Below are 23,492 nucleotides of genomic sequence, written 5' to 3' on the forward strand. Positions count from 1 at the left end.
ATGATTATCTTGCCCATCCTTATAGCCACAGGAGCTGTTATCCTAACCATTTACGGAGGCTTAACCATAAGGAAAAGAAAGGACTATAAGACCTTCGCCCAAAGGATTATCTTCCTATCTTCTATGGCCATTTTGGCCTCCTTACTTCTTCTGTTTTTAATCCCAACGCCTGGTATGCCATCGGAAGGGAGAAGCGAAAAGGAAGCTATAACATCACCTAAAGGATTGGATAGAGCTGCAGGATACCTAGGAGCCGCAATAGCGGTGGGAGCCGCAACGATCGGTGCAGGTTTAGCCGTCTCATCAACTGGGAGCGCCATGATAGGAGCTATGGCGGAAAAGCCGGAACTCATAGGAAGAGCCCTTATAGTGGTTGCCCTAGCTGAAGGAATAGCTATATATGGCATGGTAATCGCCATAATGATAATAGCCACCTTATGAAAGGAAAGATCTTCGTCTTAGGAAACAAGGAAGCGGTTACAGGTTTCCAATTAGCCGGAATAAGCGGAGAAACGCCAGAAGATAAGGAGTCTGCGATTAAGGCTTTCCATAACGTTTTCTCTTCCGGTAAATATGCCTTACTTATAATAACGGAAGAGATAGCCTCCATGATAAGAGAAGAGATCGAAGAAGTAAAGTCAAAGGAACTTTACCCTATTATAGTAGAGATACCAGGAAAAGGGGGATGGAAGGAGAAACACCACGATTATCTAGAAAGAGCCATAAGAGAGGCTTTAGGTTTAGGGCTTAAGGGGTGATAAGGCTTTGGAGGAAAGGGTAAGGCTTCTTAGGGAAGAGATTTTGAAAGAGGCTGAAATAGAAAGAAGAAAGCTATGGGATGAGTTTGAAAGAAAAAAGTCTGAAGACTGGGAAAAATCAAGATTTAAGGCAGAAAGGGAAGCCTTAAAGATGCTTGAAGAGACCCAAATGAAGGCTGAGGAGCTTATCTCAAGGGAGGTAGCAGACGCCATATTCACCGGGAGAAAGATAGTTCTTGAAGAAAGAGATCTAATACTACAGGAGACGCTCCAAAGAGCAAAGGAAAGGATCTTTAGCATAGTAGAATCCAAGGAGGATTATAGGGAGAGGCTCATAAAGCTCACTAAAGAGTGTATAGAATACTTGGGAAATAGCTTTTCCGTCCTCGTAAACCCTAGAGATATAGAACTCATTAGAGATATAGCCAAGGAGTTGAACATAGATATTAAAATCCAAGGGGATACTAAAATAATAGGAGGAATTAAGGCCTGGTCAGGTAAAAGAGCCATAGATAATACACTAGAGGGAAGATGGGAGAGAAAGAAAAGAGAGATACAGATGGAGGTGCTAAAGGAGCTCTTCGAATAGAAGATGGATAGTACTATAGGCTACATAAAGTGGATAAGCGGCCCTGTCGTCAAAATCAAAGCAACGAAGGATATAAAGCTCTTTGAAATGGTCAAAGTGGGAAGACTTAAGCTTATAGGCGAGGTCATATCAACTAGTGAAAACGAAGCTATAATACAGGTTTACGAGGAAACAGAAGGATTAAAGCTTGGTGAAGAAGTAATAGGAACAGGAGAGCCTCTCTCGATAAACCTTGGCCCAGGCTTAATAGGGGGGATCTTCGATGGCATAGGCAGACCTCTTCTGGAGATAAAGAATAAGATTGGCGACTTTATCCTAAGGGGGGTTAGCCTGCCATCCTTACCTTTAGGTAGAATCTGGCACGTTAAGATAGAGGTTCAAGAGGGGGATATGATAAACCCGGGAGATATAGTTGCCCGCATAAGGGAAACTCCTCTTATAGAGCATAGGGTGCTCTGCCCGCCGGGAGTAAGCGGAACGATCATCGAAACCAAAGAAAGCGGAGATTATACACTGGATACCACCATTGCAACTGTAAGATCAAAAGAGGGGAAGATACATGAGATAAAGCTCTTTCAACGCTGGCCAATAAGAAATCCGAGACCCGTTCTTAAAAGGATCCCCTTTGAGGAGCCCCTATTAACGGGACAACGGGTCTTAGATTTCCTCTTCCCTTTAGCTAAGGGAGGAACGGCAGCTATCCCTGGGGGCTTTGGAACGGGAAAAACGGTAACTCAGCATCAGCTTGCCAAGTGGGCGGATGCAGATGTAATAATCTATATAGGCTGTGGAGAAAGAGGAAACGAAATGACCGAGGTCCTTGAGGACTTTCCGAAGCTTGTGGATCCTAAAACCGGTGAACCCTTAATGGAAAGGGTGGTACTTATAGCCAATATATCCAACATGCCGGTTGCAGCAAGGGAAGCCTCCATATTTACAGGTATAACGATAGCAGAATATTTCAGAGATATGGGATATGACGTAGCGATAATGGCAGATTCTACCTCAAGATGGGCGGAAGCCTTAAGAGAGATTTCAGGCAGACTTGAGGAAATGCCGGCAGAGGAAGGCTTCCCAGCCTACCTTCCAACGAAACTGGCCGAGTTTTACGAAAGGGCTGGAAACTTCGTTACCCTAGGAAACAGAAGGGGCTCCATAAGCATAATAGGAGCGGTATCTCCACCTGGAGGAGACTTTTCAGAACCGGTAACCCAGCATACCAAGAGATTTATAAGGTGCTTCTGGGCCCTTGATAAGGAGCTCGCAAGCGCAAGGCACTTCCCATCAGTAAATTGGCTTAACAGTTATAGCGAATACCTTGAGGATTTAAAGATATGGTTTAAACACAACGTGGCCGAGGATTTTCTGAAATTAAGAGAATGGGCAATAAGCCTGCTTCAAGAAGAGAGCAATCTTCAGAGGATAGCTCAGCTTGTGGGAGTGGGAGTCCTACCTGAACCCCAAAAGCTTACCCTTATAACGGCGAAAATCATTAGAGAGGGCTTCTTAAGACAGAACGCTTACGACCCCATTGATACCTATTGCTCCTTAAGGAAGGGCTATCTAATACTGAAGCTTATAAAGATGTATCATAGTAAGGCCTCAAATCTCATCAAAAAGGGCGTATTAGCCAAAAAGATAGAAGAACTACCTATAACCTCGAGGATAATGAGGATTCCCTTTAGCATCCCGGAAGAAAGGATAGAGGAGGATTTCTCCTTCTTCACCGAAGAGCTCGAGAGAGAGTTCGCCGACCTTGAAAAGAGCTATGAGAAAGTCCTAAGCTATAGGAGGAGATAGCCCCATGCTTGAATATGTAGGAGTAAAGAGGATAAGCGGGCCCTTGATATTTATAGAATCTATACCAGAACTGCTCTATGGAGAGATAGTAGAGATATTTGCTCCTAATGGAGAGGAGAGGTTAGGAAAAGTTATAGAGCTTTCTGAGGATTTTGCGGTAATCCAGGTGTTTGGGGAAACGTCCGGTTTAAGCCCATTAAGAACGAAGATAAGACTATCAGGAGACACCTTCAAGCTCGGTGTATCAAGAGGAGTTATCGGAAGGATATTTAACGGCGTAGGAAAACCGATAGACGGTGGACCAGAGATATTGGCTGAAAGCTACCTTGACGTAAATGGCTACGCTATTAATCCTGTCTCGAGAAGCTATCCAAGAGAGTTCGTGCAAACGGGAATATCAGCGATAGATGTGACAATGACAATAACAAGGGGGCAAAAGCTTCCCATATTTTCAGGAAGCGGGCTACCTCACAATGAGCTCGCCGTTCAAATAGCCCGTCAAGCCAAGATCCATGATGGGGAGTTTGCTATAGTCTTCGCAGCTATGGGAATTAAAAACGACGTAGCAAGATTCTTTATAGAGAATTTTGAAAAAAGCGGAGCGATAAGAAACTCGGTGGTCTTTCTAAACTTAGCAAACGACCCAGTAATAGAGAGGCTAATAACACCAAGGTGCGCCTTAACGGTAGCCGAATATTTAGCCTTTGACCTCGATATACATGTACTAGTGATTCTAACTGATATGACCAACTACTGTGAGGCTTTAAGGGAGCTATCCTCAAGAAGGGGAGAGATACCAGGAAGAAAGGGATATCCTGGATACATGTATAGCGACCTTGCATCCATATATGAGAGGGCTGGAAAGATAAGAGGAAGAAACGGCTCCATAACTCAGATACCGATAGTATCCATGCCTGAGGATGACATGGCTCACCCCATACCAGATCTAACAGGCTACATAACCGAAGGGCAGATAGTTTTAAGCCGTGAGCTCTATCGAAAGGGAATATATCCTCCCATAAACATTCTTCCATCGCTCTCCAGATTGATGAAAAGCGGAATAGGAAAAGGAAAGACAAGGGAGGATCACTCTCATCTTTCAGATCAGCTTTATGCTTCTTACTCTCACGCAGTGTGGGTCAGAAACCTAGCATCGATAGTTGGAGAAGAGGAATTATCAAGCCTTGAGAGGCTCTATCTAAGGTTCGCTGATGAGTTTGAAAATAAATTTATAAGGCAAGGCTTCGATGAGGAACGGAGCATAGAGGAAAGCTTAAATCTCGGCTGGGAGGTATTAACGATACTTCCAGAAGAGGAGCTACACAGAGTAACAAGCGAAGAGATAGAAAGCTATTACAGGAGGTTTAAGAGATCTTGAACATAGAGCTAACCAAAAGCGGACTCCTCCAAGTTAAAGAGCTTCTCTCACTAGCTCGACAGGGATATAAACTTATGGATCAAAAAAGAAGCATACTAATCTCCGAAATAATGAAGTACTTTGAAAATGCAAGGGAGCTCCAGGAAAGGATAGTTAGAGAATCCCAAAGAGCCTACGAAGCTTTAACATTAGCAGCAACCCTCCTTGGTATCGAAAGCATAGAGGAGATTGCCAAGGGCGCTGAGGAGAAAATAAGCGTAGAGATATTCGAAAGGGGAGTCTTAGGTGTCCCCATACCCACACTAGCGATCGAGGGAGATGACCTGGAAAGCGAAAAATTCACCCCCTTTTATAGCGCATATAGGACCAATATGGCCCTTGATAATGCGGTCCTTAGCTTTAGAAAGCTTCTTAAGCTTATAACCTTCCTTGCTGAGGTTGAAACAACCATATATAGGCTAGCTAAGGAGATAAACATCACTAGAAAAAGAGCAAACGCCTTGGAACAGGTTATAATTCCTGACCTTGAGAAAACTAAGAAACGAATAGAAAGCCACTTAGAGGAAAGAGAGAGGGAAGAGTTTTTCAAGTTAAAGAGGCTCAAAAAAGGCCGTTAATCCCAACCTTCCTTACCCCTTAAGGGGACAAAAACGCATCCACCAAAGTCGTGTCCCTCAAGAGTCTCCTCACCCTTTTTAACATACCTATGAAGGTTCTGAAAGAACCTATCCCCTATAGGGATCACTATCCTTCCTCCCACTTTAAGCTGTTTCGTAAGAGGGCTTGGAACCTTAGGAGCAGCAGCGGTAACTATGATAGCATCATAGGGGGCATACTCCTCCCAGCCTAGACTACCATCACCAACCTTGATCCTAACGTTTTTATAGCCTAGAGCCTTTAACCTCTCTTCAGCGCTTTTCGCCAGCGACTCGATCCTCTCTATAGAGAAAACCTCCTTTGCAAGCTCCGCTAAGATAGCTGTCTGATAGCCCGATCCAGTTCCTATCTCCAAAACCCTCTCATCTCCCTTAAGATCAAGTAAGCTAGTCATCAGAGCTACCATGTAAGGCTGAGATATGGTCTGTCCCTCCCCTATAGGTAAAGGATGATCATCATAAGATTCGCTAAGATAGGCTTGTGGGACGAAAAGATGACGGGGAACCTTCCTCATTACGTTAAGGATCTTTTCATCCTTGAGTCCGCGAGCCTCTATCTGTTCCTTTATCATCCTCTCCCTTAACAAATCCCAATTAGGTTCTTCCCTCCTCAAAAGGACGCATCCCCCCAAAATTAAAAATGGCGCGGTTGGCGGGACTCGAACCCGCAGCCTCCGGCTTAGGAGGCCAGCGCTCTGTCCTCTTGAGCTACAACCGCACCCTCTTTCAAGATAATATTATCAAAAAACGATACCGAATGCAATACCCTCAAACCAACTCCAGGAGAAAGCCCCTCTCCCTTAAACGCCTCTTAACGTTCTCTATGTTTTCCCTATTTAATCCCCTTATAGTGTGAAGATGGATTCCCTCGGAAAGAGTTAAAAGAGGCTTCGCTCCAAAGCTCCTCATCCTTGCCAAAAACCTCGTTAGATCCCCCTTGCTTCTTATATCCAAAATTCCCCTTAACTCCCCATAAACGGGATGCTCCACTATAACATCAGCTACTATACACCCCTCTTCAACTATTATAGATATCTCCTCCTCGATATCAAATTCACCATGCTTTACCGCTATAATCTCCTCCACCATCTCACCCCTATCAAGCACATAGCCCCTTGGCGTCGCCAAAATTTTCTCCCCTCTGGATCTCAAAACAGCGATAATCTTCACGATGGTTTGTCTGCTTAAGCCTAAACGAGCAGCTATATCTCCACCCCTAACCGGCTCAGGATAAGCCTCCTCTAAGATCTCTAGCACCTTTTTCCCTATCGGGTCCATAGCCTAATTCCCTTTCCCCTCCTGAAGAAGATGCTAAACTCAGGATCACAAATATTCCACTTGCTATTATAATACTCCATATACCCGGCATCAAACCCAAAGGATTAATTTTAAAGGCAAAAAGAAGCCCAGTAATAATTGCCCCCAAGGTTATGCTCCAAAACGCGCCTCTCTCATTAGATCTCCTCCAATAGAAAGCCCCAACTATAGATGGGACCAAAACTAAAAGCCCGGCTGAAGAGGAAACGGAGAGGATAACTATCATGCTAGGCCTCATATAGGCGAAAGCAAGAACAGCCCCAGTTAAAACAAATAGAGAAAGCTTCCCTATGAAAACCTGCCTTTTCTCAGGAAAACCTCCAAAGAGATCCTTACTAACCATAGAGGAAAGGGTTAAAAGGACTGAATCGATCGTAGATATGGCAGCAGACATGACCCCCAGCATCACCAACACCGCTATGGGAACAGGTACTATAGGAAGAGAAAGTAAGGTGGGAGTAGCTAAATCAGGCTTATCCAAGGAAGGGATTAAAGCACGAGCAGCAAAACCCCAGAGAATCACTATGACAGTGTAAAGAAAGCCGAACACTAAAAATCCCCAAAGCATGTTTCTTAAGCTTTTTAAATTTTTAGGGACAAAAAGCCTCTGACTAACCTGAGGATTAGATATGGAGAAGAAAAACCAGGGAATAGTTAAACCAAGAAAATTACTTAACTTAAAGAAGCCCGGCCCTGGAACGGAAAGATAATGAGGATATTTAGTCTCAAGGATCGAGAAGAACTCTCCAAAGCCGCAAAACCCCTTATAGACTATAAACAAAAGAGCGACCAAGGAAGAGAAAAGCATTATCCCTGCTTGAAAGGCATCAGTCCATGCAACAGAGCGCATACCCCCTGTAAAAGACCATGTTATGGCGACAATAGCGGCTATGATTATCCCTACCGTGAAGGGTATGATCCCCTTAGTCATCACCTCAAGGGAGTATCCTATGCCCATAAGCTGAACAGCAGAATAAGGAACGAGAAAGACAAGGCAAACTAAGGCAAAGGCAATGGACACCCTCTTACTTTCGTATATCTTTCCAAGCATCTCAGCGGGAGATATCACTCCATATCTCTTACCGAAGCTCCAAAACTTCGGTCCAAACCAAACCACTAAAACCAGACCCGCAAGATAGGTAAGCTCAAATCCCAAGCTTCCTACCCCACCTGTATAGGTTAATCCCGCGAGCCCTATCATCATGAAAGCGCTGTATGTGGTTGCGCTATAGGTTAAAGCAGATAAAATTCCACCCAATGTCCTTTTAGCTAAGAAAAACTCCTCAAGATCCGCCATGCTCTTACCCTTCTTAGATACGAAGGCAAGAAGAGTACCAACCAAAAGATAAAGCGATACAGCAAAGATGACCCAAAACTTCATCCTTCCTCACCCCACTTTCTGCTCATCCAGAAGATGGAGATCACCGCTATAATCCCCCATACCACCCAAAAGGTAAAAGCCCCTGTTATCTTATGAACATTGGAGAGAAAACCATAAGGGATAACTATATCAAGAATCAGCAAAAAGATAAACCAAAGCAAGCCCTTCATGATTCTTCCCCCTTCCAAAGACCGATTTCTTACAAGATTTTACTCGCTCTGTAAAAAGATGTCAAGAAAATAAAAAACTTAAGGGAGCCCTTCCATATGGAGGGGCTCCCTCCTAAGGTTAAATGTTAAGCTAAGCGCCAATTAACCTTTAAGGCCAAATCCCCTTAACTCTTGTAGCTTCAGCTACTCTACCAATAGCGACCACGAAAGCGGCAGTCCTAAGATCTATGTTAAACTTCTTATGAGTTTCATATACCTTATAGAAGGCATTGGTCATCATTCTATCAAGCTCCTCATAGACCTTCTGAGCTGTCCAATAATACCCCATTCTGTTCTGAATCCACTCAAAGTAAGAAACAGTAACGCCACCAGAGTTAGCTAAAATATCAGGCAGACAGATTATACCCCTATCGAAGAGTATATTATTAGCCTCGGGAGTGACAGGACCATTAGCAAGCTCCGAGACGATCTTTGCCTTTATCCTCGAAGCGTTCCCCTCATTAATAACGCCTTCAAGGGCCGCAGGTACAAGGACATCAACATCGAGCTCCAAAAGCTCCTCATTCGTTATCTTATCGCCCTCAGGATAGTTAAACACGGATCCGGTTTCCCTTTTAACCTTCATCACCTTTTCGTAATCAAGACCGTTAGGATTATATACTCCCCCCTTAGAGTCGCTCACCGCGACCACCTTAAGCTTAAGAAGCTCAGTGTAAAGCTTATGAGCGAAGACCCCCGCATTACCATAACCTTGGATGGCACAGGTAGCGCCTTCTTTTATACCAAAAACCTTCATTGCCTCCCTAGTCACATAAGCTCCGCCTCTCGATGTCGCATCGCCCCTACCCTCAGATCCACCGATTATCAAAGGCTTACCTGTATAAACTCCAGGCTCATTCCACCCCTTGACCTTCTCATAGGTGTCCACATACCAGGCCATAACCTGCGCATCGGTATTAACATCGGGAGCAGGAATATCATAGTCCACACCGGTAAAGCGAGAGATAGCGAGAGCATAAGATCTACTTAATCTCTCTATCTCACCTTTAGACATCTCCTTCGGATTACAGGCTATGCCCCCTTTGCCGCCGCCGTAAGGAAGACCCACAACTGAGCACTTCCAAGTCATTAATGCAGAAAGCCCCATAACTTCCTCAAGAGTGACATCAGGATGATAACGAATTCCACCTTTATAAGGACCCAGGGCATTGTTATGGTGAGAACGGTAAGCTTTAAATACCTTTATGCTTCCATCGTCCATTCTAATAGGAAGATGAAGAACGAGAACCTCTCTAGGATACTTTATAGCCTCGAATAAGCCTTCCTCAACATCCTTAAGGTAGGGCCTCGCCACCTCCATAAACTCCAATACTTGATCGAAAAGGGTGGGCTTACGCTCACACACGCTCCATCCCCCCTCCTTATAAGAGTTAAAAACTTACTCCCCAGTATACATTATAACGTAAAAATATTTAAAAGTAAATAAAGAAACCCTTAAAAGTCTCATCTAAGTTGACTGTAGAGTTTTAAAGTGGTATACTTCTTTAAGGTGAGGGATATATGAAAGAACGCCCAATAATAGCAATAACAATGGGAGACCCCGCAAGCATAGGCCCAGAGATAAGCGTTAAAGCCTTAAGCGATCTAGAGATATATGAGGTTTGTAAACCCATTCTTGTCGGAGATAAAGTAGTAATCGAGCACTATGTAAAGCTATTGGGCTTAAATGTTAAAGTAAACGCGGTAACGAAACCAAGCGATGGGATCTTTGAATACGGTAATATAGATCTCATCGACCTTGGTGAGATAGAAGATCTTAAGGAGATCGAGCCGGGAAAGATAAGCGCAAAGGCTGGGTCCTCCAGCGCCAAGTATATAGAGAAAGCGGTAGAGCTGGCCAAAGCTAAGGAGGTAAGGGCTATAGCCACAGCGCCAATAAACAAAGAGGCTTGGAAGCTTGCAGGAGTACCTCACATAGGTCACACAGAAATGCTCGGTGATCTCACCGGAATAAACGACCCGTTAACCATGTTTCAAGTAAACTCCCTAAGGATTTTCTTTCTAACGAGACACGTATCTTTAAGGAAAGCTTGCGATATGATCAAGAAAGAAAGGGTCCTCGATTATATAGAAAGATGCACGAAGGCCTTAAGGTCTCTGGGATTAGAGAATCCTCGTTTAGCGGTAGCAGCTTTAAACCCGCATGGAGGGGAACACGGCCTCTTCGGAGACGAAGAGATGAAGGAGATCGAACCCGCGATTAAAGAGGCCAACGAAAGGGGCTTCAACGCTTACGGGCCTATACCTGCCGATTCAGTATTTTGGGCCTGCCTATCAGGAAAATACGATGCAGTCTTATCTTTATATCACGATCAAGGGCACATCGCAGCAAAAACCTTAGACTTCTACAAAACCGTTTCCGTAACCTTAGGATTACCCTTCTTGAGAACCTCGGTTGACCATGGCACCGCCATGGATATAGCAGGTAAGGGAATAGCAAACGCCATAAGCATGATTGAAGCGATAAAGGTTGCCGCAAGCTATGCAGAGATTTACAAACAAGAGAAACTAATATAACCCTACAAGCGCTGGAAGGGTCGTAGTAAGGGCAGGAAATAGAATTATTATAATAAGAACGATCATAGCTACAGCTACAAAGGGCCATATGCCCTTAAACATCTCCCCAATATCTATTCTTCCTATGGCTGATACTATATAGATACATGCACCCATCGGAGGAGTAATTAAGGCTATAGTTACATTTAAGGTCATAACTATTCCAAAGTGAAGAGGATCCACACCTGCTATCTTGGCCAAGGGAACAAATATGGGAGTAAGAAGGGTCAAAGTTGCAACCTCCTCCATGAACATTCCGACGATAAAGGTTATCCCGCTTAAAACGAGCATGAGAACGACAGGATCCTTAGCAACCCCAAGATGTAACAGAAATTCCGCAAACTTCTGAGGAACCCTATCCCACGTTAGGATCCAGCTCACAACCGCGGCCGCTCCCATTATCAAGAATATGGCGCTCGTTAGTCGTGCCGTTTCAAATATAGCGTTCATAAAACCCTTAAGGGTCAGCTCCCTTGTTATAAAAAAGCCAGCGAAGGCCACATAGGCTACAGCTAGGGCCCCAGATTCGGTTGGAGTAACTACCCCAGTAACGATACCACCTATTATTATTAAGGGAGCTATAAGCGCAGGAGAAGAGTGAAGGATCCTCTTAAGCCTAGATCCCTCCAAGTTGTATTCAACCCTCAAGAAATCCCTCTTCCTCACATAAAAGTAGTTCATTATAAGAAAGGCTCCTCCCAATATTAGACCCGGTATAAAGCCGGCCACGAACAACCCTCCGATAGATGTATTCGTCATCGCAGCATAAAGAATCATGAATATGCTTGGGGGTATTATAGGACCGACTAAGGAGCTACCTGCAGTTATACCCGCAGAGTAAACGGGATCATACCCTTCCTTCTTCATGGCAGGTATGAGTATAGAGCCCAAGGCGGAAGCATCGGCAGCGGCAGAACCGTTAACTCCAGCAAAGAGTATGCTTGCAACTACGTTAACGTAACCCAAAGCCCCCTTAACCCTTCCCACTATAAGCTGAGTGAACTCGAGCAATCTATCGGTAAGCCCAGAGGAATTCATCAATGTCCCAGCAAGAATAAAAAAAGGTATAGCCATTAAAGAGAAAACATCCATGCCTGAAAAGAACTGCTGAACCATCATACGCAACATGGAGATATCACCCAAAAGAACGAAACCCACAAAGGAGGCAGCAAGAAGGGAAACAAAGAGGGGGATACCGCTAACCATCATGAGGAAAAAGACGATCATCATAATTAAAGCATTCACGGCTTTCCAACACTCCTTTCAAACTCAAGCAAGATAAACTCTAAAAGGGCCAAGGCGCTCCCAATGGGAATAGCAGAAACAGGTATAGCTTTAGATATGTTCATCGCCAAGGTTATAAACATCTTAACATCGATAGCATACTTAACGCCATAATATATCATTAATATAAGGATAAAAGAGACCACCACCCTCTTAAACCAGAGCATGGGAAGCCTAAAAGAGGGGGGCAATCTCTTAACGACGAAGTCTATAAACATGTGATCTCCATAATATAAAGCGGGGGTTGCTGCAAGCATCACCACCCATATAAGGGAAAAGCGAGCAAACTCCTCAACCCAGGTGAAGGAATACTTAAAAGAATATCTTAGAAATATGTTAACCGCCATGCTACCCACGTTAGCTATTAAAATAATCCCAGCTGCCCAGAGGCAGACGCCGCTGAGCAGCTGGGAAAGAGTTCTAACCTTCATGATTATTTGGAAGCCTTCTCGTTAGCTATTTTTGCGCACTGAAGTCCAAGGTTAAGCCAATCCTCTCCTACCTTCTTCTTCAACCAATCAACATAGGCTGGCTGAACGACCTTTCTAAACTCCTCCATCTCCTCTTTGGTGGGGTAATAAACCTGCATTCCCTTCTCCTTGAGGAACTCAACACGCTTATCTTCCATAGCCTCTACCTCTTGCCTATTAAGAACGTTAGCCTTCTTCGCAGCCTCAACGATCAGCTTCTGGGTCTCTGGAGGAAGACCATCAAACCACTTAGCATTAACAACTAGGAACTGATCAGAGTATTGAATGTTTGCCATGCACATATACTTCTGAACCTCATATAGGCTACCCATAACTATGTACATCGGGGGATTCATTTGACCATCAACAACGCCCGTCTTTAAGGCCATGTAAAGCTCAGTCCAAGGAATGGGCACCGCAGATGCCCCCATAGCCTTGTAAATTATTATCTGTCCTTCATCCATAGCACGGAACTTCATCCCCTGAAAGTCCTTGGGAGAGCGAATTTCCTTCTTAGAATTGGTGAAAGCTAAAAAGCCACCCTCCTCAACAGCTTCAAGAAGAGCCACTCCGCTTCTTTTCTTAAACAACTCCTGGGCCTTCTTCCAGTACTCGCTCTCATCGAAGAAAAGGTGAGCTGCCTTAAAGCTATCAAACATAAAGGGAATTGCAGCAGCATAAAGCTCGGGGAATATGGGAGCCATACCCGCATAGGAAGCCACATTCATTATGGGCATGTTTCTAGTTAGATCCATTCTCTCCTCTTCCTTTCCAAGCCCGCTATTAGGGAAGAGAACGAACTTTATCTTTCCCTGTGTCCCCTCTTCGATGAACTTCTGAAGCTTTATAACATAGGAGTGAACCGCGTTCTTTTCAGGATCAGGTGGCCCATTATAGGATATCTTAAGCTCAAAAACATCAGAGGCCAAAGCGACCGATGAAACCAAGACCAACAAAGCAACCGCTGACGCTAGCTTCTTATACATAACCCCACCCCCTTAGTTTTTACTCTATTTAAATTATATCACAATAAAATTAAGACACGTGATAAAATATAAACCATGAGGAAGGTAATGATTATATCCTTAATAAGCCTCTTACCCCTTTGGGGGCTTTCAAGGTTCAACTATCTTGTTTTTCATACAATTATTGAGATGTTAGCTGTAGTTGTAGGGGCAACCCTATCCATATTTGCCCTTTCGATCCCTAAAGGTCATAGACCCTACTTTTTAGATAACCTAGCCATAACTTACCTAAACGTAATAGTTATAGACTTCTTACATACGCTAGCCTTCAAAGGCATGGGAGTTTTCCCATCCTTTTCCGCTAACCATCCAACGCAATTTTGGATCTTAGGACGATCCTTAGAAACGATAGGCCTCGTCTCCATTGCCTCTAAAAAAATTAACCCTAAGATCTTCCTCGTAGCCTTTTCAGTAGTAAGCTTCCTTGGGATCTACCTGATCTTCAGAGGCGGCTTTCCAGACTGCTTTATAGAGGGCAAGGGGCTAACCCTCTTTAAGATAGCTGTAGAATATATTATTATATTTTTGCTAATTCCCCTTGCGATCTTCGTTCATCGATCCAAGGACCCAGACATATCCTCTTACAAGAGCCCTTTAATCTTAGCTATTATATTTACGATATTAGCTGAAGTCTCTTTCACCCTTTACACCGATGTTTACGGCTTCTTTAACATGCTTGGACATCTCTTTAGGTTCATATCTTACCTAGTTATACTAGTAGGTATAATAAATATAAGCATAACCGAGCCGCTTAAAACCCTTTATAGAAAGCTCGACCTTGAGGTCAAGAAATATCAGGAATTTGCGGTAAGAGATCCGTTAACTAGGGTTTACAACAAGGCTTTTTTCGAGGAAAAGGCAAAATATACAATTTATAACCTTCTTAAGGATGGGGTCCCGGTCACCATAGCTATGGCAGATATAGACAACTTTAAAAACATAAACGATACCTACTCCCACCTGGTTGGAGATAGGGTGTTAAGGAGAGTAGGGGAAACCTTAAGAAACTCCTTAAGATCTGGGGATATAGTAATAAGATATGGAGGAGACGAATTTCTGATATTCTTAGTAGACTGTGACAGTGAATTGTCCTCAAGGATAATTGAAAGGATAAAAAGCTCCGTTTCAAAGCTCTCTGACGAGTTTGGCTTCCCCGTTAGCCTATCTATAGGGACGGTTGAGGCAACCAAAAGCCACCCAGAAAGGCTCGAAAACCTTATAGAGATAGCGGATAAGAGAATGTATGAGGAAAAGGAAAAGCTTAAAAGCGAAAAATAGCTAGATTAACAGACATCCCCTTGTATACAAATTCACTCGGTAACCTGTTCGCGCGCCTGGTATTATCCACGTTTTAATTTTTAGCATAATACATCAATCCCTTTAAAAGCTTGCACCGACCATAAAAGCATTTGTAAACTAATGTATACAAAAAAATAGCTTTTAAAGGCATTGACAGCAGAAAATCTCTGGACTAAGATTAAAATATCTACTCTTTAAAGTTAATCTTTACCGGAGGTGTTAAGTTAATGTTAAGAAGTGTTAAGACAAGGGTGATACTAATAGGGGTCTCCCTGCTTATCCTCTCAGGCGTGCTTTTTATCTATCAATCTCACTCCTTGCTTAAAGAGAACCTGATAGAGGACAGACAGCTTAAGGCGAGGGAGCTTGTTGAAACCGCTTATTCGCTAATAAGCTCAGCCTATGAGGACTTTAAACAAGGTAAGATAAGCGAGGAAAAGGCCAAGGAATTAGCAAAAGAGCTAATAGGGGATCTAAGATACGGATCCGATGGCTATTTCTGGATCAATGATATGAACCTCATAATGGTTATGCATCCTATAAAGAAGGAGCTTAATGGCACTGATTTAAGCAATCACAGGGATCCTAAGGGTAAGTTCCTCTTTAGAGAGATGGTTGATATATGTAGAAGAGCGGGAGGGGGTTTCGTCGAGTACATGTGGCCGAAGCCAGGCTTCGACGAACCGATTCCAAAGCTATCTTACGTTAAGCTTTTTCAACCTTGGGGATGGGTAATAGGAACGGGCTTTTATATCGACGATATTGAAGCCGCTCTAGCTGCCCAGAGAAAGAAAGCGTTAACTACCTTTGCAATAGCCATAGGCGCCTTAGCCACGGTCTTATATATCTTCTTAAAGAGCTTTTTCGGAAAGCCGCTAACGGTATTAGTTCAAACGGTTGAAAGGCTCTCTAAAACAAAGGATCTGACCACAAGAGCGTTAGCTAAAGGTGGGGAAGAGTTTCAAAAGCTAGCTAGGGAGTTTAATGCCATGATAGATGCCTTTGAAAGGGTGATTAGGGAGATCCATGCTCAAGGAGATAAAACAAACGTAGTAGCGCAAGGGGTTGCAGCATCAGTTCAGCAGACAAGCGCTACCTCAGCTCAGATAGTAAATGCTGTCTCCAATATAAGGGAAGAAATCGAAAGCATAGCTGCAGCTATAGAGGAGCTTAATGCGGGTATCGAGGAGATAGCAAGCGGAGCTCAAACGGTTGCAGATCAGGCCTCAAGCGTAGCCAAAGAGGCTGAAGATGTAAGGGCGGCCGCCCTTCAAGGAAGGAAGGGAATGCAAAGCGTCGTTTCCTCCATCAACTCTGTAGCGGATGTAGCGGAAAAAACCGTCAAGGTAATGAAGGACCTCGAGGGAGCCTCTAGCGAGATAGGAGAGATAACCAACGCCATAACGAGCATAGCAGAGCAGACCAACTTACTCGCCCTTAATGCCGCTATAGAGGCCGCCAGAGCCGGCGAAGCAGGACGAGGCTTTGCAGTTGTAGCGGATGAGGTTAGAAAGCTCGCTGAGGAGACCGCCAATGCAGCAAGAAGAATCGCTTCCATAGTTGGTAAGATTCAAGAGATGACAAAGATAGCAGCTGAAACCGTCAAAGAGGCTCAAAACTCCGTTAAAACAAGCGTAAGCATAGCTAAGGATGTAGACTCTCAGATAGAAAGCATAGTTAAATCCATAGAAATGATGGTTCATAGAGTGAAAGATATATCCTCAGCAGTTGAGAGTCAGTCAGCCTCAACGGAACAAATGGCAGCTGGAGCAGATAACTTAGCAAAAGCCGTGACCAAAGTTAGCGAAAGCATAAGAGAGATAAATGAAAGCTTCAATGAACAAGCCAAGGCTGTGGAAGAAATCGCTAAAAACACTGAGGAACTCGCTCACATCGCAAATAGGCTTCAGGAATCTATATCCGTATTCAAGCTTTCTAAGGAAGTAACTGCAATAGCTCCAGCTTAAGTTAAAATAAAAGGGGCTTACCCTTTAATAAGAGGTAAGCCCCTTTTATTTTAATCCTTCAGCCCTACGAAGCCTATCCATTATGGCCCTCCCAAGCCCCTCTTCAGGAAGAGCTTCAGCATAGATAACATCAAGGTTAGCGCTATCAAGCCTGTGTAAACAGCTAAACAGGTTACAAGCCGCTTCCCTTAAGTCCCCAGAGGGCGAAAGAACTTGAACGATAACAAAACCCTCCCTCTGAGCGGGGCCATTGAAAGCCAAAAGACCTGCCCTTACACCCTGAGGAGGCTTGAAATTCTTGCTCTCGATCACTCTCAAAGGGGTCCTTGGAGAATAGTGACGCGGAAGCTGCCCAGGAGAACGGGGTTTCTCACTTTTCTGCAAGATCTTAACCTTTCCAATTATACTTTCTATCTCTTCTAAAGGGAGGCCACCAGGCCTTAAGAGCGTTGGCTCCCCTGTTAAATCTATTATCGTAGATTCAACACCTATAGGGCACTTACCTCCATCTAAAAGCAAATCTATTCTACCCATAAGCTGACTTAACACATGCTCCGGCTCAGTAGGGCTTAAGTGTCCGAAACGGTTTGCGCTTGGAGCCGCTATAGGGGTTCCAGACGCCCTTATTAAACTTAGGGCCACAGGGTGAGATGGCATCCTTACCGCAACCGTATCTAAGCCAGCTGTAACTATATCTGGAACTATCTCTCTCTTTAAAAGCACTATAGTTAAGGGGCCGGGCCAGAACCTTTCTATTAGGGCCTTAGCCCTTTCATCTACATAGAGGCACAACTTCTCAAGCTCATCGATATCAGCTATATGAACTATTAAAGGATCAAAAAACGGTCTTTCCTTGGCCTCGAATATTTTAACTACTGCCTTTGGGTTTAATGCATCGGCCCCAAGGCCATAAACGGTCTCTGTAGGAAAGGCCACAAGCCCCCCTTTTTTGATCACCTCAGCAGCTTTATTAACTCCCTCGCTCGTTGCCCTAACTACCTCCGTCATAGCCCCAAAAGCCCCTTAAGCTCGGTTAGTATATCCCTTAAGGAAGGAACCTTAAACCACTCCCTTCCGGTTATCTCATTTGCGTAAGCCATATAGATCCCTGAAATAAGAGAAGCCAACTCAGGGGGAAGCTTGGGCGGCTTAGAAGTCACAAGGCTCTTCCAATTAACTCTATCCCTCTTCTTAGCAGCCTCTACATCCTTATACCAATCGGTCTTACGATAATAAACTCTCGCTATCTCTTTACTCACAGGTAACCCCTCGTAACTAAACCTACACTCATCAAGCGTTCCAAGAGCGTCAACTAATATTATATCCCTTCCCTCATCAAAACCATACTCCACCTTACCATCCTCGTTAAACAATCCCAGCCTTTTAGCCTCTTTCGTTATAAGCTCGTTTATAAGAAGAGTAACCTCCCTTATCCTCTCCACTTCCCCATCGCTTAGGAAACAGATCTCCTTAGCCTCATCCCAACTTAAATATCTATCCGTGGCCTCAAGTTTAGTTGATACATCAAGTATAGGTTTATCAAGTATAGTTCCAGGCTTAGGCATCTCGCGCAGCCCTATGTCCTCAAGCCTAAGGCTTCCCTCTCTTAGCCTTTTAAAAACGGAAGAGCCCTCTGGAAGGGAGTTTCTATATATCACTTCTAATGGAATTAGGAAGTTTCCTCTCTCATCCTTATACACCGAGTAATCGTATCTACCCCCCTCTAATCGAGGCTTTACAACCCTCAAAAGCTTAAACTCAAGGGTATTCTGAGGGGATTTAAGCTCCTTAAGCCTTTTAAGCCTTCCATCCTCAACAATGCCTAAGTAGTGACTCCTCACTCCCATTTCCTCAAGCTTTTCAAAGAAAAAGGCAGTAACTATACAAATAGATGCTCCTTTACCCCTTATATGATCCGGCATCTCTCCCCAATCAAAAACCGAATATCTATCTGAAAAGACAAACCTTCCTATACCAGGCTCATCTACCCTGGCTTCCCTCAAGACAATTAAATCCTTAACGCTTCCCAATTACCTCTACCTCCCTTAAGGAAATAACTAAAATCAACCCTCATTTCCCTCTTCATCTAAGAAAGGATATATAGGTAGCTCAATCTCAACACATGTCTCCTCCCCCGGTCTCTCTAAAAGCCTGAGCTTCATTCCTCCTTTAAGAGCAAAACTGCTTAAAATGAAAAACTCCGGATCCCTTTCCCCAAAGAGCTTAAAGATGCCTTGAGCGTAAAGCTTCAATGATACCATAGTTTTTTCCTTAAGATACCTAGTCTCTATTATGGGCTTTCCTTTACCATCCATAACTTTAAGAAGAAGGGCTAAAATGACCCCCTTAAGATAAAGAGGGTTTATCCAAGGAGAAGGTAGAAAATCTTCAAGGCGAAGCTCAAGCTCTTCGAAAGAAAGCTTATCTTTAAGATCAAGAAGAAGCTTGTTTAAGCTAACTCTGCCAAAGCTATCCCTTTCAGAGAGTATAACCTCTTTAATCCTTTCAGAGTCTTTACCCTCCTTTAAAAACCTTCCTGAAAGGAAGTATACCAAATTATCCTCGATCGCCTTAAAGATAGCCTCCTCCTTGGTCTTATCCTCTCCGAAGAGAAGAAAGCCCCCTCTTCTAAGAGGAGCCACCCTGAGAAGAAAAACCCTCTCCCCAACCCTAAGAGTACCCTCACCCTTCTTAACTAGTCGCTTAATCTCCTCCTTATCAAGGCCCTCAGGAGGAATATGCTCCCCCTTGATAGAAACTACATCAAGAGTCCTATCAAGCTCTATAATCACACCAGGGAAAAGCTCCCTTAACTCCTCCAAAGGATCCCTATCCCTTGATTCCTCAAGCTCAACAGGCTTAACCTCTTCCTTAAGCTCAACAATCTCTGGAAAGGATACGCTTTCCCTCTCCCTTCTTCTATGGAAGATCAAAACCACCGCAGTTATGATAGCCGTAACGAGAGTAAGGGATGTTTTAAGAAAAAGGGAAAAGGGTCTTAACTCCCTCCCCAACGAGGAAAGCGGAGCGTAAAGGAAAAAATGCCAATCCAATGTTACACCTAGGGGGACATGACTGTAAACCGAAATATACTCAATTCCGTCAAGCTTCGTACTTTTCACCTTTTCCATAGCTTCTTCCAGTAAAACCTTAGCTACTTTCTCATCTCCGAGAATCACATTGCCATCGCTATCCACCAAAAGAGGATTCCAAGGAACCTTAAGGGCCTTAAGATACCTACTTAATGCATCTATTAAAACCTGATAATTATATACATAAAAGAAGGCCCCCCTAAAGCCTTTGCCCTCATCAAAGACAGGAGCGAAAATTCCTATTCCCTTATCCCCTCTAGATGTAGTTATGGTCTCCCCTATAAACCCTATCCTAGCAGCCTTAACCGTTTTGAAGGATCTCCAAGAGCTTATATCTTTACCCTCAAGGGCATCATCTTTAGGGTAGGTCATCAATACCTTCCCATTTCTATCTACGAAACCAGACAGGTAAACAAAGGGCTCATAAGCCCTGTAAAAGATAAGGAGCCAGTCTCTTAAAGAATTGTCCTCCAAAGCGGGCAATTGAATATAGTTAAGGGAGTGGAGCATGACCGTAAGGGATTGAATCCTGCTTCTAAAGAGAAAGGTTACGGTATCTACTAAAACCGATGCACCTAAAATCTCTCTTTCCCTTAAATCTCTTTCAAGCTTATTAATATAAAAGAAGCTTAAAATGGTAATGGAAATCAAAAGAGTTAGAGAAAAAATCCTAATCTTAAGCCCCATTTGAGACAACCTCATCCCTCCTTAAGCTAAAGTTACTAGAGAATTCCCTCTTAAGCTTATCCACTATCCTTCTTCTCCTTAAGTTCACCCAGCTTCTTGATTTATTAAGCCTTTCCGATATTTGCTTGTCATTATAACCCCAAAGGTAGTAAAGTTCAAGGAGGCTTTTATCCTCACTCGAGACAGGAAGATCCACATCCTCCACCAGGGAGCTTTCCTCGAAAGACAAATCATCGTTTAGGATTACCCCTTTATTCCAGTTAAGCTCCCTAAGCCAATAGCTCTTTAGATGCATCTCAAGGCTCCCCTTAACATAGCCTTCAAGGCGAACGGTCCCTTTCCTATATCTATAAACTAGCCCTATAAGTATAAGATAGCCCTCTTGTCTTAAGTCCTCATAGCTTCCCCCTTTAAGAGAATACCTTCTAGCTAGAGATTCAACAAGGGGACGAAACCTTTCCACGATCTCAACTAAAAAGGAGGTCTGCCCGCTTTGAACCGCTAAAACCAATTCCTCTAAGGACAAGAGAAAACCACTCCTTTCTATAGTAAAAATTTTTACTATAGAATATTTTAGGAGCGGTTTCCTCTCAACCCTCAGAAATCCTAAAATAAACCTCTAAGGGGCCGATCGTGTAAATATCCTTCTTAGATATCACCTCTAAACGCACCTTTTTTCCTATTTCCTTTATCTTACCGATAGTATCGTAAAACTCCGCCGCAGTTATAACGCCCACCCTATGATAGAGGGGCTCAGGCAACACCCCCTTACCTAAGGCTATCTCTTTAACCTTGCTTAGGACCATCGTAACCTTATACTCAAGCTGATCCTCGGTCAAAGATCCATCGATCTCCTCGGAATATATCTCTTCGTTCCTCTTAAAGATAAGCTTGTTAGGATAGATCTCTATATTGACGGGAACCCACTCTCCCACAACCACGTTAGCCCCAGCGATAAACCTTACTACCGCTTCTTCCCTGATCTCCTTCAGCTGAGAGATCGCTTTGCCGACCTCATCAGGATGAACCAATATCGCTCTCATATCGGCAAGGGGCGGCTCCGCCCCTCTCTCCCTAACTATGGGATCTGCCTCCTCTAGAGCCTTCCCAAGCTCTCGCTCAAGATAGGTTTCGTCATTTTTAACCTTTATCACCTTTTGATAAACGAGCTCGCCCGCTCTATATATTATCGTTCTACCCCTTATAGCCGATATGCTCAGATTCAGCCTCCTTGCTATCTCTCGAAGCTCCTCTATCCTGCTTTCGAGCTCTCTCACCCTCTGTGTCTTTTCCTCAAGCTCTTTGCTCTTTTCCTTCAACAGATCGGTTAAGGCCTTTATCTCCTGTTGAAGGCTCCTCATGCCTAAAAGCGCCCTGTAAACGGAAGGCACGGTAAAGGACAGGACCATCATGGTAACAAGCGCAACCGTCAATCCAGTGAATATCGTTATTAAGCTTGTGGTATGCCGTGGCCTTAAACCCCAAATGGTTAACTTCTTCTTGCTCAGCTTCCATCCAACCTTATCCCCCACGAAGGCTATAAAAGCGCTTAATCCTATTATTATCAAGAAGAGCGGCCAATTAAGTTCCTTAAAGAAAACCATCCCATCCCTCCTAGGGAGTGTTCCACGTGGAACACATCATAACCCCATAACCTACTTAGGTTCGGGATTCTCTCCCTTCTTACCTTCCCCCTTTTTAACAACCTCGTAAGAGAACTCCTCTTTACCAGATTGAGGAAGAACCATCTCGCTTCTCCCTATAAATATCGCCCCATCGGCTATAACCAAATTGGGTGTCTTTATATCACCTATTAACCGTCCCGTAGCGACAAGCTCGAGTCTCTCCCTTGCCTCCACATTCCCCTCTACCTTACCTGCTATCAGGATGTTCTTGGCAACGAGAGTTGCTTTTACGGTTCCCTTTTCTCCAATCACGACATCCCCTTCAGCGAATATCTCCCCCTCAAAGAAGCCATCTATCCTTACCGTACCATCTGCCCTCATGGTCCCCCTTATCTCCGTCCCACCCCCTACAAGGGTCTCGGACTTTTCCTTTTCGGCAAGCTTAACCTCTGACCGCCCAAAAACCATCATGCCCACCTCCTAACACACTAAAAACTCAGCATATAAAAAATTTTGCTGCCAAATTTTAGGCTTATTGCCCAGGCAATTTAGAATCTTGAGATAAGAGTCTCTCTAACTTCTGAAGAAAATCTTCCATCTCCGATTCGCTGTCAAACAATAGCTCAACGCTATTCTTAACGCCTCTTTTAACTCTCACTTTCGCATTATAGGTCTCCAAAAACCTTCTCTCTATTTCTCTATCCCTTTCTATCCCCTTTACCCTTCTTGAAACCTCCCTTTCCACTTCTCTAACGGTTAAAGAACGATTAACTACCTCTAAGGCAAGTCTTTTCTGCTCCTCAGGATCATTTAAGGATAATAAGGCTCTAGCATGTCCCATGGTTAACCTTCCCTCAGAAACCATATTCTGTAGCTCTTCAGGAAGCCTTAAGAGCCTTAATAAATTTGCCACAGTAGATCTATCTTTTCCTATTTTATCCGCCACTTCCTCTTGAGTTAAACCAAATCTCTCCATCAAAAGCTTTAAAGCGTTTGCAGCCTCGATAGGGTTTAAGTCTTCCCTCTGAAGGTTTTCTATCAAGGCATACTCCATGCTTTCCTCATCGGAAATATCCTTAACTATAGCAGGTATCTTCTGAAAACCAGCCCTTTGGGCAGCCCTATAACGTCTTTCTCCTGCCACTATCTCATATCCCCTATCAACCTTACGAACGATTATTGGTTGAAGAAGGCCATGCTGTTTTATAGAGTTAGCGAGCTCCTCAAGCGACTCTTCCGCTAAAATCTTCCTAGGCTGATAAGGATTAGGAACTATCTCCTCTATCGGAATTTCAATAAGCCTTTCCTTCTCGGGACCGGTTGGAATAAGAGCACCTAACCCTTTGCCTAGCCCTCCCCTTGTGGGCTTAAGAGGCAT

24 protein-coding genes and 1 tRNA gene are annotated in these 23,492 nt (G+C 43.8%); 9 read left to right on the forward strand and 16 right to left on the reverse strand.

All coding sequences use genetic code 11. The features are described from left to right. The 6 genes from NZ900_02175 to NZ900_02200 are packed head-to-tail and all read left to right on the forward strand — an operon-like array spanning nt 1 to nt 5,142. Nucleotides 1-441, forward strand: coding sequence for an ATP synthase subunit C (locus tag NZ900_02175; protein MCS7232901.1), 441 nt, complete (start codon nt 1-3; stop codon nt 439-441). Next, nucleotides 438-758 (forward strand): V-type ATP synthase subunit F, encoded by a 321-nt coding sequence (locus NZ900_02180; GenBank protein ID MCS7232902.1) that lies wholly within the window; start codon nt 438-440, stop codon nt 756-758. Before NZ900_02175 ends, NZ900_02180 begins: the two co-directional genes overlap by 4 nt. A 7-nt stretch (nt 759-765) precedes the next feature. Continuing rightward, the gene (locus NZ900_02185; GenBank protein MCS7232903.1) at nt 766-1,347 is read left to right on the forward strand and encodes a V-type ATP synthase subunit E family protein; all 582 of its coding nucleotides are present in this window, start codon (nt 766-768) and stop codon (nt 1,345-1,347) included. Nucleotides 1,348-1,350: 3 nt separating this feature from the next. After that, the gene (locus NZ900_02190; protein ID MCS7232904.1) at nt 1,351-3,147 is read left to right on the forward strand and encodes a V-type ATP synthase subunit A; all 1,797 of its coding nucleotides are present in this window, start codon (nt 1,351-1,353) and stop codon (nt 3,145-3,147) included. Nucleotides 3,148-3,151: 4 nt separating this feature from the next. Continuing rightward, the gene (locus tag NZ900_02195) at nt 3,152-4,525 is read left to right on the forward strand and encodes a V-type ATP synthase subunit B (GenBank protein ID MCS7232905.1); all 1,374 of its coding nucleotides are present in this window, start codon (nt 3,152-3,154) and stop codon (nt 4,523-4,525) included. Next, on the forward strand, nt 4,522-5,142 hold the full coding sequence (locus NZ900_02200) for a V-type ATP synthase subunit D (GenBank protein ID MCS7232906.1): 621 nt from the start codon (nt 4,522-4,524) through the stop codon (nt 5,140-5,142). Before NZ900_02195 ends, NZ900_02200 begins: the two co-directional genes overlap by 4 nt. Here the strand turns inward: NZ900_02200 and NZ900_02205 are convergent. The 6 genes from NZ900_02205 to NZ900_02230 all read right to left on the reverse strand — a co-directional run bounded on the left by NZ900_02205 (nt 5,139) and on the right by NZ900_02230 (nt 9,409). Beyond that, nucleotides 5,139-5,753, reverse strand: coding sequence for a protein-L-isoaspartate(D-aspartate) O-methyltransferase (locus NZ900_02205; GenBank protein ID MCS7232907.1), 615 nt, complete (start codon nt 5,751-5,753; stop codon nt 5,139-5,141). The genes NZ900_02200 and NZ900_02205 overlap by 4 nt on opposite strands. Before the next feature lie 69 nt (nt 5,754-5,822). Then, nucleotides 5,823-5,899: transfer RNA gene (locus NZ900_02210), tRNA-Arg, on the reverse strand. 50 nt (nt 5,900-5,949) lie between these two features. Then, nucleotides 5,950-6,438 carry a transcription repressor NadR gene (locus NZ900_02215; protein ID MCS7232908.1) on the reverse strand — a complete coding sequence of 163 codons (489 nt, stop codon included), beginning with the start codon at nt 6,436-6,438 and terminating at the stop codon, nt 5,950-5,952. Next, the gene (locus tag NZ900_02220) at nt 6,407-7,879 is read right to left on the reverse strand and encodes a sodium:solute symporter family protein (protein ID MCS7232909.1); all 1,473 of its coding nucleotides are present in this window, start codon (nt 7,877-7,879) and stop codon (nt 6,407-6,409) included. Before NZ900_02220 ends, NZ900_02215 begins: the two co-directional genes overlap by 32 nt. Continuing rightward, nucleotides 7,876-8,049 (reverse strand): hypothetical protein, encoded by a 174-nt coding sequence (locus NZ900_02225; GenBank protein MCS7232910.1) that lies wholly within the window; start codon nt 8,047-8,049, stop codon nt 7,876-7,878. Before NZ900_02225 ends, NZ900_02220 begins: the two co-directional genes overlap by 4 nt. Before the next feature lie 148 nt (nt 8,050-8,197). Next, nucleotides 8,198-9,409 (reverse strand): Glu/Leu/Phe/Val dehydrogenase, encoded by a 1,212-nt coding sequence (locus NZ900_02230; protein ID MCS7232911.1) that lies wholly within the window; start codon nt 9,407-9,409, stop codon nt 8,198-8,200. Nucleotides 9,410-9,609: 200 nt separating this feature from the next. Between NZ900_02230 and pdxA the strand changes: the two genes are divergently transcribed. After that, a complete protein-coding gene (gene pdxA, locus NZ900_02235; protein ID MCS7232912.1) occupies nt 9,610-10,626 on the forward strand; it encodes a 4-hydroxythreonine-4-phosphate dehydrogenase PdxA in 1,017 nt (338 codons plus the stop codon). On the opposite strand, the gene NZ900_02240 is transcribed toward pdxA, so the two are convergent. Genes NZ900_02240 through dctP form a run of 3 tightly spaced genes read right to left on the reverse strand, consistent with a single transcriptional unit; the run spans nt 10,618 to nt 13,405 of the window. Next, nucleotides 10,618-11,910 carry a TRAP transporter large permease gene (locus tag NZ900_02240; protein MCS7232913.1) on the reverse strand — a complete coding sequence of 431 codons (1,293 nt, stop codon included), beginning with the start codon at nt 11,908-11,910 and terminating at the stop codon, nt 10,618-10,620. The two genes, pdxA and NZ900_02240, sit on opposite strands and share 9 nt — an antisense overlap. Beyond that, complete coding sequence (locus NZ900_02245; GenBank protein ID MCS7232914.1) at nt 11,907-12,380, reverse strand: TRAP transporter small permease; 474 nt, start codon at nt 12,378-12,380, stop codon at nt 11,907-11,909. Before NZ900_02245 ends, NZ900_02240 begins: the two co-directional genes overlap by 4 nt. 2 nt (nt 12,381-12,382) lie before the next feature. After that, nucleotides 12,383-13,405 (reverse strand): TRAP transporter substrate-binding protein DctP, encoded by a 1,023-nt coding sequence (dctP, locus tag NZ900_02250; protein ID MCS7232915.1) that lies wholly within the window; start codon nt 13,403-13,405, stop codon nt 12,383-12,385. An 87-nt stretch (nt 13,406-13,492) separates the two neighbouring features. Here dctP and NZ900_02255 point away from each other — a divergent pair, with 87 nt between their 5' ends. Then, entirely contained in the window at nt 13,493-14,722 is a 1,230-nt protein-coding gene (locus tag NZ900_02255; protein ID MCS7232916.1) for a diguanylate cyclase, read from the forward strand. 248 nt (nt 14,723-14,970) lie between these two features. After that, a complete protein-coding gene (locus NZ900_02260) occupies nt 14,971-16,710 on the forward strand; it encodes a cache domain-containing protein (GenBank protein ID MCS7232917.1) in 1,740 nt (579 codons plus the stop codon). Nucleotides 16,711-16,755: 45 nt separating this feature from the next. On the opposite strand, the gene NZ900_02265 is transcribed toward NZ900_02260, so the two are convergent. The 7 genes from NZ900_02265 to NZ900_02295 all read right to left on the reverse strand — a co-directional run bounded on the left by NZ900_02265 (nt 16,756) and on the right by NZ900_02295 (nt 23,492). Continuing rightward, on the reverse strand, nt 16,756-17,718 hold the full coding sequence (locus NZ900_02265; protein ID MCS7232918.1) for an L-threonylcarbamoyladenylate synthase: 963 nt from the start codon (nt 17,716-17,718) through the stop codon (nt 16,756-16,758). Then, nucleotides 17,715-18,740, reverse strand: coding sequence for a phosphoribosylaminoimidazolesuccinocarboxamide synthase (purC, locus tag NZ900_02270; protein MCS7232919.1), 1,026 nt, complete (start codon nt 18,738-18,740; stop codon nt 17,715-17,717). Before purC ends, NZ900_02265 begins: the two co-directional genes overlap by 4 nt. 33 nt (nt 18,741-18,773) lie before the next feature. Next, nucleotides 18,774-20,504, reverse strand: a complete 1,731-nt coding sequence (locus NZ900_02275; GenBank protein ID MCS7232920.1) for a cache domain-containing protein — start codon at nt 20,502-20,504, stop codon at nt 18,774-18,776. Continuing rightward, on the reverse strand, nt 20,479-21,015 hold the full coding sequence (locus NZ900_02280; protein ID MCS7232921.1) for a sigma-70 family RNA polymerase sigma factor: 537 nt from the start codon (nt 21,013-21,015) through the stop codon (nt 20,479-20,481). The genes NZ900_02275 and NZ900_02280 overlap by 26 nt, the downstream gene beginning before the upstream one ends. 64 nt (nt 21,016-21,079) lie before the next feature. After that, nucleotides 21,080-22,093 carry a DUF3084 domain-containing protein gene (locus NZ900_02285; GenBank protein MCS7232922.1) on the reverse strand — a complete coding sequence of 338 codons (1,014 nt, stop codon included), beginning with the start codon at nt 22,091-22,093 and terminating at the stop codon, nt 21,080-21,082. A gap of 51 nt (nt 22,094-22,144) precedes the next feature. Then, nucleotides 22,145-22,582 carry a polymer-forming cytoskeletal protein gene (locus tag NZ900_02290; protein ID MCS7232923.1) on the reverse strand — a complete coding sequence of 146 codons (438 nt, stop codon included), beginning with the start codon at nt 22,580-22,582 and terminating at the stop codon, nt 22,145-22,147. Nucleotides 22,583-22,646: 64 nt separating this feature from the next. Further along, nucleotides 22,647-23,492: a ParB/RepB/Spo0J family partition protein gene (locus NZ900_02295; protein ID MCS7232924.1), complete on the reverse strand. Its 846-nt coding sequence runs from the start codon at nt 23,490-23,492 to the stop codon at nt 22,647-22,649.

The sequence above is a fragment of the Synergistota bacterium genome, assembly GCA_025060595.1.
Lineage (GTDB): Bacteria > Synergistota > GBS-1 > GBS-1 > GBS-1 > 42-11.